Genomic DNA, 16,536 nt, shown 5'->3' with positions numbered 1-16,536 from the left:
AGCAAATGGAGGTAACTTTCTTTTGATTGCATGCCCGCTGATACTCGAGAATGTACGGATTTTATTCTGTACCTATACGTTACTCAATCTACTGATGAAATTCTGTACAATTCTTATACAAAGCTACTTTTAACTTTATCCTTCCAGTTAGCAGCTTGGGTTTAGAGTTTATTTTTACTTTTTAACGGTTTTGTCTTAATCAAGACAGTATATCTCAAGACAGAAAAGTAGTTTATCAACTAAGTTAATAGTAGCAATAAGATTTTCTTAATTTGTTTTTCTTGATAATTATTAACAACAAAAAAGGATACAGTTGCTCTGCCAGCTAACTGTTAAGTCAAACAAAGCTTGTGTATTTCCTATGGATATTAATAAGCAAACTTTGAGCCAGCGCTAGTCATCTCATTAATAACTGCTGTTATGCTGAAAGCACTGGCTACGTTTCGTTTCATATGGCAGCACAAGCAAAAGGAGCTAAAGCGTCAGCCTAAAATTTGTGGTCGCTACAACCCTTATTATCCAAACAAAATTTATCCATTACTTGTCTGAGCAGATAACATTTGCTTGAGTTTTTCTAGTTCAGACGCCCAACGCGGATCTGGCTGAATCGTATCGGATGTATTAGACGGCTGATTACTTGTGTTACTACTACGACGTGATTTTTTGTTGCTACGACGATTTGAGGTTTTTTCTTGGTTTCCTCCCTCTGAAGTATTGGTAGCAGTACTAGAGTGAGATTGCTCCTCATCTTCTTGACCCTTTGAGCGAGGTAGCGCTTTCTCAATTTTGAGAGGAGTGTCTTTGAACATATAACCATTGAATTTTTCAATGATTTGATCGGCTTGTTCGTCGCTATTAACGGTTACAAAGCCAAAGCCGCGACATTTACCCGTTTTTCGATCTTTGATAACTTTGGTAGTTACTGAGTCTCCGGCTTCTGCAAAAACTGCTTGTAGTTCTTGACGTTCTAACTCTTCTTTCGGCAAATTGCCAATATATAGACGAACTGACATGGAAGATACCTCCGGACTTGGGTGCGAATAGAATTGGTAACAAGAATGTTTACATGAGGAAGGCTAAATACCTACTGGAATTGACGCACATTGCAACAAACCAATTTTTCACTTTGATAATCGCCAACCTTTAAAATATAGTTCTTTGCCTAACTCAAGGCTATAGCTTTTTGTAACTAATCTGCTAGTCAACTGGTTTCTAAGTATATCTTCCACCAGTTAGCAGCTGTTTTGCTACGGGTGATGCTTTTGAGTTGCTGGCATATTGACACCATTCTTTACAGTATCACGGCTTTTGCTATACCAACACTTAAAAATTAACATTTCAGTCCTTAGCAATATTTTTAACTCGGTAGCAGCGTCGTTATCCCTCTGTAGCGAGGGATTTTCTATCTTTTTAGGATGAGAAATAAAAACCAGCCTATGGCTGGTTAAGCTGCTGTGTTGGAACAAGGAAAAGATAACCGTAAATTGAGCTATATCAGGCAATTGAACTAAGCTTGTCAGCTGTCATTTACCCTAATGAACTTTTGCTCTTACTGTTAAATAATGTAACACAAGCGAGCGATTGTTAGCAATATTTCTTTACACTAAAACGGCTCGCCACGTAAAATAATGTAAGTTCCCCAAATAGCAGCTGCACAAGCTAAAACTGCAGACAAGATTTGGTGCTCGCTACGTCCAGCGCTGCTTGGCGTACGCCAAGTGTCAAGATCTAACCAGAGTGTAGCTCCACGACGGCACCAACCAGTGGTGGCAATATCTTGACCAATCATTTTCTCAATCGCGCGTGCTTGATTGTTAAAGAATCGAGGCAACAATGTTAGCAGTGCTTGGTGGTGTAGTCGAATTAAACGAGTGTTTGATTGTAAAATCAAATCTTGTGCTAGCCAATTACTAATGCCATAGCGTCCTAGGAGTTTACCGTGAATGCGTGTAGGCTTGCTATCTAAGGGTAGTGTATTGGTATTAGCTAAGAACTCGCCAAGCTCTACGGAAGCTAAACTAGAAACTTTGATATCTGGAAAAAAAGCATTAAGGCGAATAAACGTGCCAATACTAAAGCCGATTGGTAAAGAGCCTAAAATTAAAGACCAGTCGCCATACATCCAAGCTATTTGCGGTGCTCTTAACCAAATTCCTACTCCACCCATTAGCCAAGTTAAACAGCCGAACATAAATCCTAGGATGATGCCTAAAAAAGGCGCAATTTGGAGAAAGAATGTTGAGCGAAAAGAAGTAGAAGGTGTTATGTGATTCTTGAGTAATGCTAATTCGGGTTCTAAACGCCAACTTTGAGCGATGCGTGCAAGACGTTGTAAGCGATCGCCCACAAGCGGATGAGTCTGAAGCAGATTGAACCAATAGCGATAAGGATTGTAACAGTCCCAAGCGAGCACAGACTCAAAGTCACTAGTCGTTTGACAGCCGCTCAGTGTCAGTGCTTGAGTACGATTGAGAGGAATGAGTAATTGCCAACTTTCTAATAGCCAACTTGTAGATTGTTGCTGACGAATATCTGTAGAAATACCTCGAGCAATTTTGAGTAAAGCACGGGTTAAGCCATTCGGATTTCCAGTAATTTCGGTTGCTAGGCGATCGCTGTAGTAAATTCGCACCTGCGATAGCCAAATTGCCGGAATGCAAAGAAGATACCAAACAACGTAGGCAAAATTAGCGATAACTCCAGCAATAAACTGTAAGTAGGAATAAGGAATTTTGTTACCCCATCGCGATATTTGAGAATAAACAACATAGGGGAGTTGCGTCACAACCATAACGAGAGACATCACCGCAACATCTTTATGGGTAATGTGTCCTAGCTGAGTTGCATAGATTGTGGCAATTTCATTCGCTGCTAATTGTTCGAGAAGTCCTTGAGTCACGACAAGCCGAGCATTTCTCGGTAAGTTACCATAGGTAAAAGCGAGTGGTACGGATATTGGCAATAGTTTGAGTTGAGGCGATCGCCAGTTTTGTCTTTGATAGTAACGTTCTAGTAATTGGCGGGCTTCTGGGCTATAGGTAGCCAGTGTATCGAGTGATAGCGGTTGCAAGTTATCGAATCGTAGCAATCCATCAAGTAACCAGGGAGAGAAGCCAAATAGTAAAAGCAGCGTGACGAGAACAAACTGTGTTGGATCGCGGTAGAAAAGTTGAATTGGTTCTAAATAGGGCAAGTTGACTAATAAGTCGTTGGTGACGCGCATGAACAAGCGTAGTAATTCGCAAATTAGCCAAAAAAAAGCGATCGCACATCCGGCTTGTAGCAACCACAGCGGTAGTAAATTTATTTTTGGCAACCGTTGTAGTTTTTTAAGTCGTTTGGCATGTCCTATTAGTGGTTTGGATAGTTGAACAGTGTTTTGTTGAGCTTCTGTTATTGGTTTGGATGGCTCGATCGAGCGTTTTAACTCTTTGTAATGACGTAGTGCCCATGCTTGAATTTGCGGATCGCGATGTTGTATCAAAGTTTCGCATAATGCGATCGCGCGTTCGTCCCCGACACTCTTATAGGCGATGACTAAACCCATCTGTACTTTTACAAGTGTTGTTGGATCGCTTGGCGTTTGGTATGCAGCTTCGAGTTGTGCGATCGCCTGACGATAGTCTCCTTGATTTAAAGCTGTTAGTCCAGCTACTACAGATGAGTTGGGAGAAGCCATGATCTTAATTGTGTCAAATTGATTAAATTGTGACGTTATGAATTTCTCTTGTAGCAGTGCGTTTGTCACATTGGCAGCTAGGGATTTAGAAAAGTTAGTGCTTTTCTACAGCAATTTACTAGACATAACACCACAGCAGTACACTCCCAATCGTTATGCTGAGTTTGAGTTACCAGGTTTGCGACTAGGTATTTTTCAACCAAAACAAACACGTCAACCTGAGTTTCAGAATTCCAGTAGCGCAATGAGTTTGTGCTTAGAAGTCAGCGACCTCGAAAATGCCATTGCACACCTTACTCATCTAGGTTACCCACCACCAGGCGAAACATTAACAGCTTCTCACGGCAAAGAGATCTATGTTTACGATCCAGAGGGCAATCGCTTAATTTTGCATCAGTTTAGCTAATGTCAATTTGATAGAAAAGGCTGAGCAGTCAGTAGCTGCAGCTACATAAGTAAAAAGCAGGGTTTGTGGAGCCGCGACTTTATTCGCTGGGCGTTCCCACCATTTTCAATACCAATTCAAAAATAGTGAATCACGTCTGCCAAGCCGTAGACACTGATAATCAGCATTAAAACTGCGGTGACTTGAGTCGCGCGGATATAAGGTGAAGGTGCGATTGCTTCGCGAATCAAAATTGAGACTGACGCACCAATCACGAAACTGAGACTCAACACTAAGTAAGGCCAGAACGGTAAAATACTCCAAACGGCGAGTAGGGCTAGCGCTATCCACAGCATCACAAGCTCTACAAAGCGGGGAGGGTTATACTGACTCGATAAAATTAAAGTATTCAGCCAAAAGCGCCAAATTGCCATTTTGTCCCTACCAGTCAAGAGATTTTAGCGACGTCCACTCATTTGAGCTATCCCGTTTGATTGGGCAGCCTCAGTAGTGTCTTCGATACCAAATACGCGATTGAAAGCTTTTTCTACTTTGTAACCAGAGTCAATTGCTTCCAAGGGATCTTTGCGTAAGCGGTGGCGCAGACATAAAGTAATAACGCGACGAATATCATCAACGGTGACTTCAGTACGTCCTTCAAAGGCGGCTAAAGCTTTTGCTGCACGATTTGTGACAATATCACCGCGCAAGCCATCAACATCAAGTTCGGAGCAGACTTCTGAGATTTTCACTCTCAAGTCGTAATCAATATGAACTGAGGGTAAAAGTGCTTGAGCTTGAATTAATTTTTGTTGCAATTCTTGCTGCTGCGGTTGATATTTTTCTATAAACTGCTGTGGATTTTGGTCAAATTCGGCTCGCTGTTCGACAATTTGGACGCGTAATGCAGGTTCTTTAACGGTATGAATTTCTGCGTGCATTCCAAAGCGGTCGAGGAGTTGCGGACGTAATTCACCTTCCTCTGGGTTGCCCGAACCAACTAAAACAAAGCGTGCAGGGTGACGAATCGAGATCCCCTCGCGTTCTACAGTATTCCAACCACCTGCTGCAGAGTCGAGAAGGACGTCTACCAAGTGATCGTCAAGGAGATTGACTTCATCGACATAGAGAATACCGCGATTTGCTTTGGCAAGCAGTCCTGGTTCAAACGCTTTGACGCCTTCTGATAGAGCTTTTTCAATATCAATCGTGCCACACACCCGGTCTTCGGTTGCGCCTAAGGGCAAGTCAACCATCGGCACCTTTTTGCGCGCGATCGGAATTTCAATTTGCTTTTCAAGTTTTTCCCTAACAGCGTCGCTCATAAGTTCAGGATCGCGCGGATCGCTATTAAAAGGGTCATCTGCAACCACTTCAATTTCTGGAAGCAAATCAGCTAGTGCCCGAATCGTTGTTGATTTACCAGTGCCGCGATCGCCCATGATCATGACACCACCAATTTTGGGGTCAATCACGTTCAACAACAAGGCAAGTTTCATTTCTTCCTGACCAACAATGGCAGTGAAGGGAAAAACGCGGCGGGTAGCTTGGGCAGTTGAACTCACAGAAAATTACCTGAAAATGTCGGGACACCGTTTTTCATTGTGCCATAGTATTAGGGTTTAGGGGTGAGGGTTAAAAACTTATCTTTAATTAAGGTAGCCAGAAGTTCGGCAGTACATTTTGCGCTAGGTTGCGGAAACTACGGTTGAGCGATCGCCCAAGCTGAATGTGTGGTTCGTCAGGTTCGACAGGAATAATTGCGGCTGGAATACCGCGTCCAAAACGAGAGATGACTAAGTTAGCAGCTTCTAACCCTGTGACATAAGCCTTTTCCTGCGACCAAGAACCGTGACGATTAATAATCCAGTCACCGCTCATAAAGACATTGTTGATACTCGTCGTTGCGGGCAACATATATCGGTAACTACCTGGGGCAAAATGCGTAACAGCGCGTGGTAAACGAATCACGTGACTGTCAATAACTTTTGCTGTACCAAATGCTGGAATACACGTTGCTAAGTCGCGTTGGACTAGGGAGACAATTTCTGTGTCGCTTAAAGGCAGAAATTGATTGGCGTGGTAAAAATCAGCTTCAACGACGGTACCCGGGGAATCGCGGTACTCATCATGCAGCGCATTTAAATCGAAGAATGTCCAGCCTGTTGTTGCATTAAACCCAAAACACGCATTTGAAGGACGCGGAATTGCAATTTTGCGGTCAAACCACAACCTTGTTGCTAGAACATCAATTGCACCTAAATTCATAACATCGCGGAATTCTTGACGACTTTGCAGGCTGCGACTATTGCTAATAATCTTTTGCATTCCACTAATTCCTACTGCAAAAATGACTGCATCAGCCCTAAAAACTTCCTCTCCACAAACAACACCTGTAGCTTGACCATTGTCATCAAGCATCAAATCGCTTACCCGCTGATTTGCCACCAATTTACCACCAGCTTGTTCGATGCGTTTGACCCAAGGCTGAAAAATCAGTTCGCCGACGGTTCCGCGACACCAAACGACGTCAAAATTTGGTTGATGCGCCAGGATAAAGTAATACAGCATTCCTAAAGTTGCTGCAGCAGAACACTGTTCGCCAGGGGCAAATAAACCAACTAAGAGCATCGGCTCAAAGGAATCGCGGTATAAACGTGCAGAAACACCAAAATCTTTAAATAACTCTCTAGCGGTGACAGAATCGTAGCGTCGCCACGCGGCGTCAGAGTTATCAAAATCAATCACAGCATAAAGTAGCGGTAAAGCACTCAAGCGATCGAGTAGCGGTAAACGCTGAAACTGTGTATACAAAAATGTTCCAAGCGGCGAAGGAAGTCGCGGTAAATCTTGAAAAATCGGCGATACGACTTCTAATCCGGCTGGAGAATATTGCGAGGAACGCGTAAACGGCGTAAACGGATTAATGCCTAATTCGCGGACGAGGGAAAAGGTATTACTGTAGGGATACCAAAAACCATGAATTCCGGCTTCTACTGAACGTTCTGCGGCTTTCCAGCCTGCAACAAGCCCACCAGGATAGGGACTTGCTTCTAAAAGCGTCACGTCGTAGCCTTGCTTTGCTAAATGATAAGTTGCTCCTAACCCAGCCCAACCAGCACCGACGACAATGATTTTAGGAGATGATTCTGATGTTGATTGCATATGTGGTAACGGGTAATTGGTGGTATGGCAATGGTCAATCTAGCTAGGACGCAATGGAAGCTTAGAACCGTTGTCTTGAAAACTCCCTGATGGAGGATAGCGCGCCTTTGCGGGTGTCCTCTGTTGTAGCAACTATTCTTGTTGACACAGCTGTAATAAGATCGTAACTCTTACTCGTACTCTGCTTTTTTGCTAGACATCTTTGTAGCCTCCTAGCTGCAAAATAATTATGCTTAAATTGGAAAACGCCTACGAGAAGTAAAGTTGGTGATAGAGTCGTGATGGATGAATCAGCCGCAACCGATACAGTAGCGGACACTACTTGTACGCCGCAAGATTTAGAGGAGTTGAATGCTTGCGTTCAAAGTCTAGGATTACCACAAATTCAACGACATATCTTTATTTGTGCCGATCAAACGCTTGCGCAATGCTGCTCTAAAGAAGCTAGCTTAGAATCTTGGGACTATCTCAAAAAGCGCTTGAAACAGCTAAAACTAGATAAGCCGACAGCAACCCGTCCGAGTTGTATCTTTCGTACTAAGGCAAATTGTTTGCGTGTTTGCACTCAAGGACCAATTTTAGTTGTTTATCCTGATGGAGTATGGTATCGACAAGCAACTCCGGACGTAATCGAGCGCATTATCCAAGAGCATATTATCGGCAATCGAGTTGTTACAGAATATGCCTTTTTGACGCATCCTTTACCTGAACCGACTGCTATGGTGCAGAATGCTGCGAGTGTTGAATAGTAGCAGCGATCGCTACCAATATTAGTCAACTTCAATTAAAACTCAGATAATTGCTGACTAGATACCTACAATTTCTGCGAATGCAGATATAATATCGCGTTAGATATACTGCCAAATCTTCGTATCGTTGTTAATATTTCACTGCCTCTGTCTCAGTTACGGCTTGTAAACCTTCTCAAAAAACATAATGTTAATATACTTTGTTCAGACAATAATATGATTAATAACATGCCAACAGGCAGAAAATATTGTAGAAAAGATTATTGATAAATACCTTTAGCTCAATTGTAGTGAGTAGCAGACACCATGAAAGAAACTACTGCCAAAGACAACAAGCGACTACTCCTGATTGACGATGACCCGAACTTAATTTTGCTCGTCAAAGATTACTTAGAATTTCGTGGCTACGAAGTGATTACTGCAGAAAATGGACGCGAAGCTTTGCAAATTCTAGAGCAAGAAATTCCAGATATGATTATCTGCGATGTGATGATGCCAGAAATGGATGGCTACACCTTTGTCAACAATGTCCGCCAAGATGAGCGCATTAGCTGGATTCCGGTTTTGTTCCTGTCGGCTAAAGGTCAAAGTCAAGATCGAGTTAAAGGTCTGAATACTGGTGCTGATGTTTACATGGTCAGGCCGTTTGAGCCAGAAGAACTCGTCGCACAGGTAGAAGCATCGCTGAAACAGGCATATCGGCGCACGCAGCAAACAAATAACGGAAGTGAAATTGCACCCAAAATTCAAGTTCCTTTTGACGTTCACTTGACGCAAACGGAGCTCAAGGTCGTGCAATTTGTTGCTAGGGGTTTGGCTAACCGTGACATTGCTGAAGAGCTCAATGTGAGTCAGCGGACGGTGGAAAGCCATGTTTCCAATATGTTGGGTAAAACGGGGTTACACAACCGAACCGAGTTAGCACGCTGGGCGATTGAAAATCAAATGGCGTAAGTCATTCCTAGGACTTGCTAAGTACGAAGTATGCGATCTACTACCCTAGTAGATCAATTTTTTGTCATGTGACAGCAGTGGTTACAACGGACTACAGTTGTCTACTTCCCCTGCACCTGATGCTTTCTAGCAAACTCATATTTTAGCTTGAGTGGAAAGCGCGATCGCGATCTACTCTTGCACGTCTTTGATACTTGTTTTGCGCTCTAGAATTTCTTTGAGTACCAAAGTGACTAATGCTAAACAAGCAAGTAGGACTGATGCAGCAAATGCCGCTTGAGATTCGTACTGTTTGTACGCTTCTTCAACGTATAGCGGCAGCGTTTGTGTTTTACGGATAATATTCCCTGAAACAACAGATACGGCACCAAATTCGCCCATAACTCTGGCATTCGTTAGAATTACGCCGTATAGTAGCCCCCAACGAATATTGGGAAGTGTGACGCGCCAGAATATCTGCCAATCTTTTGCGCCTAAGGTCTTAGCTGCTTCTTCTTGATCCGTACCAGCTTCTTCGAGTACAGGAATCACTTCTCTGGCGACGAAGGGCATAGTGATAAAAGCACTGGCAATAATCATCGCAGGAAGTGCAAAAATAATTCTGATATTTAGTGCTTCTAGCGTTGGTCCTAACCAACCACTTCTACCGTAGAGTAATACGAGCATTAAGCCTGCGACAACAGGAGAGACGGCAAAAGGTAAATCTATAATGCTAATAACTAAAGCTCGACCAGGAAATTTATGCCGCGTGATTGCCCAAGCTGCACATAAACCAAAAACAGTGTTGATGGGTACAACAATTAAAGCAATCAGTAGTGTGAGTCTAATTGCATTGATAAATGCTGGATCGGTAAAGTTGTGCAAGAATGGTCCAACTCCATTTCGGAAAGCCTGGTAGAAAACGTTAAGTGCTGGCAAAAATAGGACTAAGCCAAGATAACTAATGGCAATTCCAATTAATGCAATTCTTACCCAGGGGGCTTCTCGTGTTTGAGAACCTGCTTTATTTTGAGCAATTATATCGCCACCTAAGGCATTAGACTTCATAACGTCTCCTCCAAGCTTGTAACAAATTGATCCCCACGAGAATGAGGAGCGAAATTAGTAATAAAACGGTACCAATAACGGTTGCACCTGCATAGTCGTACTGTTCTAAACGCTGGAATATCAGTACAGATGCAATTAAATCTTTAAATGCAATATTAGAAGCAACAATCACAATTGAGCCGTACTCTCCCACAGCACGGGAGAAACCCAGGGCGACACCTGTTAACAAAGCTGGTAGTAATGGCGGTAAAACAACACGCCAAAAGGTTTGAATTCGAGAAGCACCTAAACTCCACGCGGCTTCTTCGACATCGATATCCAATTCTTGTAAAACAGGCTGTAGCGATCGCACGACGAATGGTAAGGAAATAAACAGCATTGCCACACCAACACCTAACCGTGTAAATGCGACTCTAATGCCTAAAGGCGCCAGTAAAGAACCGATCCAACCTGTTTCGCTATAAACTGATACCAACGTTAATCCGGCAACCGCCGTTGGTAAAGCAAAAGGTAAATCGATTGCTGCATCAATAAACCGCTTTAAGGGAAAATCGTAGCGGACTAAAACCCAAGCAATTAAAGTTCCAAATACGGCATTCACTGAAGCCGCCATAATTGCCGTAATAAACGTGACATCATAGGCTGAAAGCGCTATGGGGCTTGTTGCAATTTGCCAAAATTCTGCTGGTGATACTGTTGCTGCCCTTAAAAATAATGCGGCAACTGGTAAAAACAGCATAAAGGTCATGTAAGTTATCGTAATTCGCCAAGGCCATGACAAGTGAAACCGTTGGTTATTGCGCACAGGAACTGGGCGCGTAGAAGAGACAGCCATAAGTTGAACGAGTATAGGTAGAATTATGAGATGATTGAATGTCTGCGCGGTATTGTTAGTGTTGCAACTGCAAAAAGCGATCGCCCTTGGTAGAACTATCTTGCTCTAGCCAAACTTGCTTGAATCTTGTCAAACTCAGCGCCATCTTCAAAGAACTTCTGCTGTACGGTATTCCAGCCTCCAAGATCTTGCACTGTAAACAGCGTTTCAATCTTAGGATATTTGTTGGCAAATTCTTGTTCGACTGTTGGGTCAACTGGTCTAAATCCTACTTTGGCAAACTCGCGTTGCGCCGCAGGAGTAAAGAGAAATTGAACAAAAGCTTCTGCTACTTCGCGATTGCCGTGTCGGTCGACGTTTCTATCGACTACAGCAACGGGATTATCAATCGAAATGTTGACTTTTGGAACAACATATGGTAGCTTCTCTCCACGTTGTGCCGCTAATATGACTTCGTTTTCATAATTGATCAGAACATCGCCTTCTTCTTGGTTGAAAAAGACATCACTAGCTTCACGCGCGTCTCGCGGTAGTACAGGAGCGTTTTGATAAACTTCGCGAGTAAAGTTTAGAGCTTGCTCGTCACTTCCTCCAGATTTTTTAATTGCGCCCCATAATGCTAAGAAATTCCACCGCGCCCCACCAGAAGTCTTCGGGTTTGCTGTAATGACTCTAACGTTGTTTTTTGTTAAATCTGACCAAGTTTGAATGCCATGAGGATTGCCTTCCCGAGTTACTATAGCGGCTACAGACTTATGCACGATCGCGTTATTTGGTGCTTCTTTTTCCCATCCTGGTTGAATTAAGCCGGCTTTTTCAATTTTTTTCATGTCTAGCGCTAATGCTAACGCAACAACATCGGCGTCTAAACCATCTACTACCGCACGCGTTTGCGCACCAGAACCGCCGTAACTTTCGTTGAATAGTACGTTTTGGTTATGTTGCTGTTTCCACATTGCTGTAAACTGCGGGATGATTTCTTTGTACGCGGCTTTTGTCACGGCGTAGGAAACAAGTGTAATTTCTACATCGCGGTTTTGCGCACTCGAAGGCGCGCACGATGCGATTGCGACGCTCAAACCAACTCCTACGAGAAAGAGAGACACAATCTTCTTCCAGGATGCTCTTAGCCCCAGAAAATTTTGCCACAGCCCCATGCAATGCTCTCCTTTAAACCCCGGTTATTCGGTCGGGATACCGGATTTAATTCCCTGGAAGTCGATTATACACAGCAAATCACAGAAAAGCAACGAAACTTGGCACGGGCGATCGCTGAGTTTCTGTCATTAAAGTTCGGTTTAGCGTTAAGCGTTTGGAAAGGAACAACTCAGTTCTATTAAGGCTTCTCCATAAAAAATGCCTTTGGGCGATCGCGCAGGTCATCGATTTTTAAAAACAGCTATGGTTCTGATTCGCCCTGAATTTTGCGGTGAAAAGCTTCTTCCATAATTTTGAACCCTGCTTCATCCAAAGGCGCTGGATACTTTTTAGCATTTGGGTTACGACGATTCACGAACAACTCATAGATAGCTTCATCATCATGAGTAGCGATAATATAGGCTCTCAGTTCTGCTCTACTCATTTCTTTAAAGTTAAGTTTGTTCATCAGCAAACTCCCATAATCCGTTGCGATAAACGACAATTTCAAGATTTTCGTTAACTCTAGCCAAAATAGACACATTTCCAGTGGTGTCATCGTAGCGAAATAAATAGGCTGGAAGCAGTTAGAAAGCCTCTGACATACACGCAAACAAGCAAAAGCTTGTTCTACAGTCAGTTGAATGTGATTTACCTGCTACTATGTTAAAACTCTGCACTTAACGGAGTACGCGGGAAAGGAATCACATCGCGGATATTACCCATACCTGTCATAAATTGCACCAAGCGCTCAAACCCTAAGCCAAAGCCTGCATGCGGAACTGTACCATAACGGCGTAAGTCGAGATACCACCACAAATCAGCAGGATTCATACCTTGAGCCTTAATTCTCCGTTCTAGTATGTCTAATCTTTCTTCGCGCTGCGAACCGCCGACAATTTCGCCAATTTTGGGCGCAAGGATATCCATCGCTGCAACAGTTTTTTCATCATCGTTGAGCCGCATATAAAATGCTTTAATCTCAACAGGGTAGTCAGAAACAATGACTGGCTTTTTAAATAAGTGTTCGGCTAAATAACGCTCGTGTTCGGATTGTAAATCTAAGCCCCACTTGACAGGATACTCAAAGTGTGAGTCAGCTTTTTCTAAAAGTGCGATCGCTTCGGTGTAAGTAATGCGCTCAAACTCGTTGTGAATAATATTTTCAGCCGTGGCAATGACTGAGTTATCAATCCGCTGGTTGAAAAACTCCATATCTTCAGGGCAAGTTTCCAAAACATACTTAAAGATATGCTTGAGAAACGCTTCCGCTAAATCCATATTTCCTTGAAGATCGCAAAACGCCATTTCTGGTTCAATCATCCAAAATTCGGCTAAATGGCGCGATGTATTTGAGTTTTCAGCGCGGAAAGTAGGACCAAACGTGTAAACATTACTAAATGCCATTGCCATCACTTCGGCTTCGAGTTGCCCACTCACGGTGAGATACGCTTGTCCGCCAAAAAAGTCTTGGCTAAAATCAACTTCCTGGGTTTCTGTACGCGGAACATCTTTGAGATCAAAGCCTGTAACGGTAAATAATTCTCCTGCGCCTTCGCAGTCGTTGCGCGTGATAATTGGCGTATGTACCCATAAAAAGCCGCGTTCTTGAAAGAATTGATGTACGGCGGTTGCACATGCATTGCGCACGCGAAAAACAGCTCCTAAAGAGTTGGTACGCGATCGCAAATGTCCAATTGTGCGTAAAAATTCAAACGAATGACGTTTCTTTTGCAGCGGGTACGTTTCGGGATCGGCTTCTCCATAGACTTTCACGCTTTGCGCTTGTAATTCAATTCGCTGTCCTTTTCCTTGCGAAGCGACGAGTTTTCCAGTAACTTCAACCGACGATCCTGTATTGGCTTGCTTTAAAAGCGACTCATACTCTGGAAGTTCAGCATTGAGGACAACTTGCAGGTTTGCGAGTGATGAACCATCGTTCACTTCAATAAAAGCAAATCCTTTCAAGTCGCGTTTTGTTCTTACCCAACCTTGAATCATCACAGACTCATCTGGTTGACCGTGGCGCAAAATATCAATAATTCGTCGTTTCATGATCGCAAGTAGGGAGTGGAAAGTAAAGAAGCTTATTGTGCAGTAAAAACAGAAAAGGAGGGGGAGAATTAGTGAATAGTGACTAGTTGCTCGTTGTTAGCTGTAATAGCAAATTAAGTTAGCACGCGTGTCGAACTCTCAAAGCCTTGACTACTAAGTTTTCCGATCCTCAAAGCGTATGTCATTACAGTTAGCCACTCTTGACACTAACCTGTACAGGACTTTAACATCCAACCGATCAGCATTCCTAAGCCACCGAAGCGCACCGCTTGCCAAAATGGTTCTTTGAGACTTCCCCAAGAAAACAATTGACTTTCTAAATTTATTTCAATTTCGTCAAGTTCGGCTTGAATGCGCTTTAATTCAGCTTGAACCTCTGCGTTTTTAGTTTTACTGAGTTCTTGTTGACGCTGGTGAAGTGTTGCTTGACGTTGTAAGTCATTTTGCACTTGGGTGTATCGTTGCTTTAACGCAACGAGCGAGCGTTCGACCTTGGCAAGCGATCGCTCAATTTCACTTGATAATGGTTCTTGGGGCGACTGCGCCATCTTGGATTTTGAGTGAGGGTTCTGTGTATCTTGTATAGCAAACCTTAAACTAATTGGTATGCACTCAAAATTATAAGTAAGAATAAATAAAAATACCTTTTAATGAGTATGCTGCAAACTGACCAAGACAAGAAAGCTTCTCATATTCGAAACTTGAGTACTTTGGAATTGGCTCAAGCTTTGATGGAAAGACTTGCAATATCTCCCCAAGACTGGCATCAATTCAAGTCTAACCGCAAAGTACGTGCTAGCGAACAAGCGGCGGCGGCGATTGTATTTTTGCTAAAGGATCAACCTGAAGAAGCTCTACAACGGCTCAACCAAGCGTCAAGTTGGTTAGATCGCTCAATTTCCGCGCCACCTTGTCCTACACATGGACGCGCAACTAAGTCAGGATAGCTTGTTAGTGCAGCAGTGGTAGGCGGAAGCGATTATTAAAGTATTTACCGAGTCTTAATTCTGTTCCATCGGCGTTCCAATGAACGCGATCGAAAATTTTGTGTAGAATACATAATCCCCGACCATTTTCTGCTTCTTCTGGAGGTAAGTATTCGTGGGGATTGCCATTACATTCGCACGGAGGAGTAAACCCTCGACCTTCGTCGGAAATTAACCACCAATAGTGGTCGTCTTCGACCTTAAACTTAACGATGACTAGCTTACTAGGATCGAGATTGTTGCCGTGTTTTGCTGCATTAACTAATGCTTCTTGTAGCCCTAAACGTAGTTCTGCTTGCCATCTATGAGGTACTTCTGCCAAAAGTAAGTCCAAAATTGGACAAAGATAAAGAGTTGAGGCGAAACTTATTGTACCCCAAGGACGTCCTACTGGACGAGGTGAAATAGTAATCACAGATCAAAAACCTCGTAGCTTTTAGCTAGTAAATATCAGCTGATGTTTTGCCGATTTTAGTTACTTAAATCCAATTCACTTGGAGCAAAGATTAATTAGTTCTAAGGAAATTGGAACATTTCACTGAAAAGCCGTTTGCGATCTGATCGTGTAGTCTATTGCGATAAAGATGATTGTGCAGTCATTTAGTTGTATCAAGCTTTCAGCCCTCAAAAGCATAGATTCCCCGTCAGTTTTCTGCCAATCTAAAGTTGACTTGCTTGCGGATATACCCGTAAACCTTTTTTTCTAGCTAAAAAATGCAGGTTTAATTTTATTCTAACATTTATAAATGTAGAGACAATACTTGAAGTATTGGTATGTGCAATTGCAACTTGCGATAATGTTCAACAAAATTCAATTGTTGTCAATTACAAATTATGGTAACGCTGCAACTCAGTCAACTTGATATCTCACCAGGACAACGTATATTATTGCGAAATGTAAACTGGCAGCAATTTGAGGAGATTTTAGAAGATTTAGGCGAACATCGTGGCTCGCGAGTTGCCTACAGCCAGGGTACGTTAGAGATTATGTCACCGCTGCCAGAACATGAAGTAATTAAGGGAATCGTTGGAGATTTAGTAAAAATCTTACTCGAAGAATTAGAAATAGATTGTGAGTCTTTTGGTTCAACGACTTTTAAGCGACAGGATATGGAACGTGGAGTTGAGCCTGATGAGTCATTCTACATTGCGAATTACGTACAAATGATTGGTCGCAGTAGAATTGACCTGACGGTAGATCCTCCACCAGATTTAGTAATTGAGATTGACATCACTTCTAAAACTCAGCTAGAAGCTTACAAAGCATTACAAGTTCCAGAACTTTGGCGGTTTGAGAATGGCCAGTTACGAATTGATGTGCTGCAAAATGACCAATACAAAGAGTCTTCTATCAGTCCAACGTTTCCTGAACTGCCAGTTATAGCATTAATCACAGACTTTGTTGCGCAAGCACGTTCGCTGGGGAGAAGTCGTGCTTTAAAAGCATTCAGACAATGGATTCGGCAATGGCGCGCCGTTCGCGTTAATAAGAATAAATATGAATAATGACTCGTTATATTAGCCTTCTATATGCTTCTCAAACG

The 16,536-nt window shown here is 42.8% G+C and carries 19 protein-coding genes; 6 read left to right on the top strand and 13 right to left on the bottom strand.

Translation table 11 applies throughout. The features are described from left to right. Positions 1-530 precede the first annotated feature (530 nt). Entirely contained in the window at positions 531-1,013 is a 483-nt protein-coding gene (locus tag B1A85_RS07545; RefSeq protein WP_104546228.1) for an RNA-binding protein, read from the bottom strand. A 590-nt stretch (positions 1,014-1,603) separates the two neighbouring features. Further along, positions 1,604-3,679, bottom strand: coding sequence for a zinc metalloprotease HtpX (locus B1A85_RS07540; RefSeq protein WP_104546227.1), 2,076 nt, complete (start codon positions 3,677-3,679; stop codon positions 1,604-1,606). A 37-nt stretch (positions 3,680-3,716) separates the two neighbouring features. Between B1A85_RS07540 and B1A85_RS07535 the strand changes: the two genes are divergently transcribed. Continuing rightward, positions 3,717-4,085 (top strand): VOC family protein, encoded by a 369-nt coding sequence (locus tag B1A85_RS07535; protein ID WP_104546226.1) that lies wholly within the window; start codon positions 3,717-3,719, stop codon positions 4,083-4,085. A gap of 116 nt (positions 4,086-4,201) precedes the next feature. On the opposite strand, the gene B1A85_RS07530 is transcribed toward B1A85_RS07535, so the two are convergent. The 3 genes from B1A85_RS07530 to B1A85_RS07520 form a co-directional block, all read right to left on the bottom strand. After that, complete coding sequence (locus B1A85_RS07530) at positions 4,202-4,498, bottom strand: hypothetical protein (RefSeq protein ID WP_104546225.1); 297 nt, start codon at positions 4,496-4,498, stop codon at positions 4,202-4,204. Positions 4,499-4,522: 24 nt separating this feature from the next. Continuing rightward, on the bottom strand, positions 4,523-5,629 hold the full coding sequence (bchI, locus tag B1A85_RS07525; RefSeq protein WP_104546224.1) for a magnesium chelatase ATPase subunit I: 1,107 nt from the start codon (positions 5,627-5,629) through the stop codon (positions 4,523-4,525). 88 nt (positions 5,630-5,717) lie between these two features. Beyond that, positions 5,718-7,229 (bottom strand): FAD-dependent oxidoreductase, encoded by a 1,512-nt coding sequence (locus B1A85_RS07520; protein WP_104546223.1) that lies wholly within the window; start codon positions 7,227-7,229, stop codon positions 5,718-5,720. A 281-nt stretch (positions 7,230-7,510) separates the two neighbouring features. Between B1A85_RS07520 and B1A85_RS07515 the strand changes: the two genes are divergently transcribed. Both B1A85_RS07515 and B1A85_RS07510 read left to right on the top strand, forming a co-directional pair. Continuing rightward, positions 7,511-7,978, top strand: a complete 468-nt coding sequence (locus B1A85_RS07515) for a ferredoxin (protein ID WP_104546222.1) — start codon at positions 7,511-7,513, stop codon at positions 7,976-7,978. Between the two features lie 306 nt (positions 7,979-8,284). Then, on the top strand, positions 8,285-8,932 hold the full coding sequence (locus tag B1A85_RS07510) for a response regulator transcription factor (RefSeq protein WP_104546221.1): 648 nt from the start codon (positions 8,285-8,287) through the stop codon (positions 8,930-8,932). Between the two features lie 171 nt (positions 8,933-9,103). Here B1A85_RS07510 and cysW read toward each other — a convergent pair whose 3' ends face one another. From cysW to B1A85_RS07495, 3 genes are all read right to left on the bottom strand, one after another. Then, complete coding sequence (cysW, locus tag B1A85_RS07505; RefSeq protein ID WP_104546220.1) at positions 9,104-9,979, bottom strand: sulfate ABC transporter permease subunit CysW; 876 nt, start codon at positions 9,977-9,979, stop codon at positions 9,104-9,106. Continuing rightward, positions 9,969-10,814: a sulfate ABC transporter permease subunit CysT gene (gene cysT / locus B1A85_RS07500; RefSeq protein WP_104546219.1), complete on the bottom strand. Its 846-nt coding sequence runs from the start codon at positions 10,812-10,814 to the stop codon at positions 9,969-9,971. Before cysT ends, cysW begins: the two co-directional genes overlap by 11 nt. A 95-nt stretch (positions 10,815-10,909) precedes the next feature. Beyond that, positions 10,910-11,971: a sulfate ABC transporter substrate-binding protein gene (locus B1A85_RS07495; protein WP_104546218.1), complete on the bottom strand. Its 1,062-nt coding sequence runs from the start codon at positions 11,969-11,971 to the stop codon at positions 10,910-10,912. Between the two features lie 3 nt (positions 11,972-11,974). Between B1A85_RS07495 and B1A85_RS23555 the strand changes: the two genes are divergently transcribed. Beyond that, complete coding sequence (locus tag B1A85_RS23555) at positions 11,975-12,154, top strand: hypothetical protein (protein WP_146087146.1); 180 nt, start codon at positions 11,975-11,977, stop codon at positions 12,152-12,154. A 59-nt stretch (positions 12,155-12,213) separates the two neighbouring features. Here the strand turns inward: B1A85_RS23555 and B1A85_RS26025 are convergent, their stop codons facing one another. From B1A85_RS26025 to B1A85_RS07475, 4 genes are all read right to left on the bottom strand, one after another. Next, positions 12,214-12,396 (bottom strand): hypothetical protein, encoded by a 183-nt coding sequence (locus B1A85_RS26025; protein WP_371681639.1) that lies wholly within the window; start codon positions 12,394-12,396, stop codon positions 12,214-12,216. Between the two features lie 10 nt (positions 12,397-12,406). Further along, a complete protein-coding gene (locus B1A85_RS26020; protein WP_371681638.1) occupies positions 12,407-12,538 on the bottom strand; it encodes a hypothetical protein in 132 nt (43 codons plus the stop codon). 79 nt (positions 12,539-12,617) lie between these two features. Continuing rightward, positions 12,618-14,009 (bottom strand): asparagine--tRNA ligase, encoded by a 1,392-nt coding sequence (asnS, locus tag B1A85_RS07480; protein ID WP_104546216.1) that lies wholly within the window; start codon positions 14,007-14,009, stop codon positions 12,618-12,620. Between the two features lie 203 nt (positions 14,010-14,212). Then, positions 14,213-14,554 (bottom strand): DUF2203 domain-containing protein, encoded by a 342-nt coding sequence (locus B1A85_RS07475; protein ID WP_104546215.1) that lies wholly within the window; start codon positions 14,552-14,554, stop codon positions 14,213-14,215. A 108-nt stretch (positions 14,555-14,662) separates the two neighbouring features. On the opposite strand from B1A85_RS07475, the gene B1A85_RS07470 reads away from it, so the two are divergent. After that, positions 14,663-14,953: a DUF6439 family protein gene (locus B1A85_RS07470; RefSeq protein WP_104546335.1), complete on the top strand. Its 291-nt coding sequence runs from the start codon at positions 14,663-14,665 to the stop codon at positions 14,951-14,953. A 4-nt stretch (positions 14,954-14,957) separates the two neighbouring features. On the opposite strand, the gene B1A85_RS07465 is transcribed toward B1A85_RS07470, so the two are convergent. Continuing rightward, positions 14,958-15,407, bottom strand: coding sequence for an anti-sigma regulatory factor (locus tag B1A85_RS07465; protein WP_104546214.1), 450 nt, complete (start codon positions 15,405-15,407; stop codon positions 14,958-14,960). Between the two features lie 419 nt (positions 15,408-15,826). Here B1A85_RS07465 and B1A85_RS07460 point away from each other — a divergent pair, with 419 nt between their 5' ends. After that, entirely contained in the window at positions 15,827-16,498 is a 672-nt protein-coding gene (locus B1A85_RS07460; protein ID WP_104546213.1) for a Uma2 family endonuclease, read from the top strand. The last annotated feature ends 38 nt before the right edge of the window (positions 16,499-16,536 follow it).

The organism is Chroococcidiopsis sp. TS-821 (assembly GCF_002939305.1).
Classification (GTDB): Bacteria; Cyanobacteriota; Cyanobacteriia; order Cyanobacteriales; family Chroococcidiopsidaceae; genus Chroogloeocystis.
This window is presented reverse-complemented; position numbering and strand designations above follow the sequence as displayed.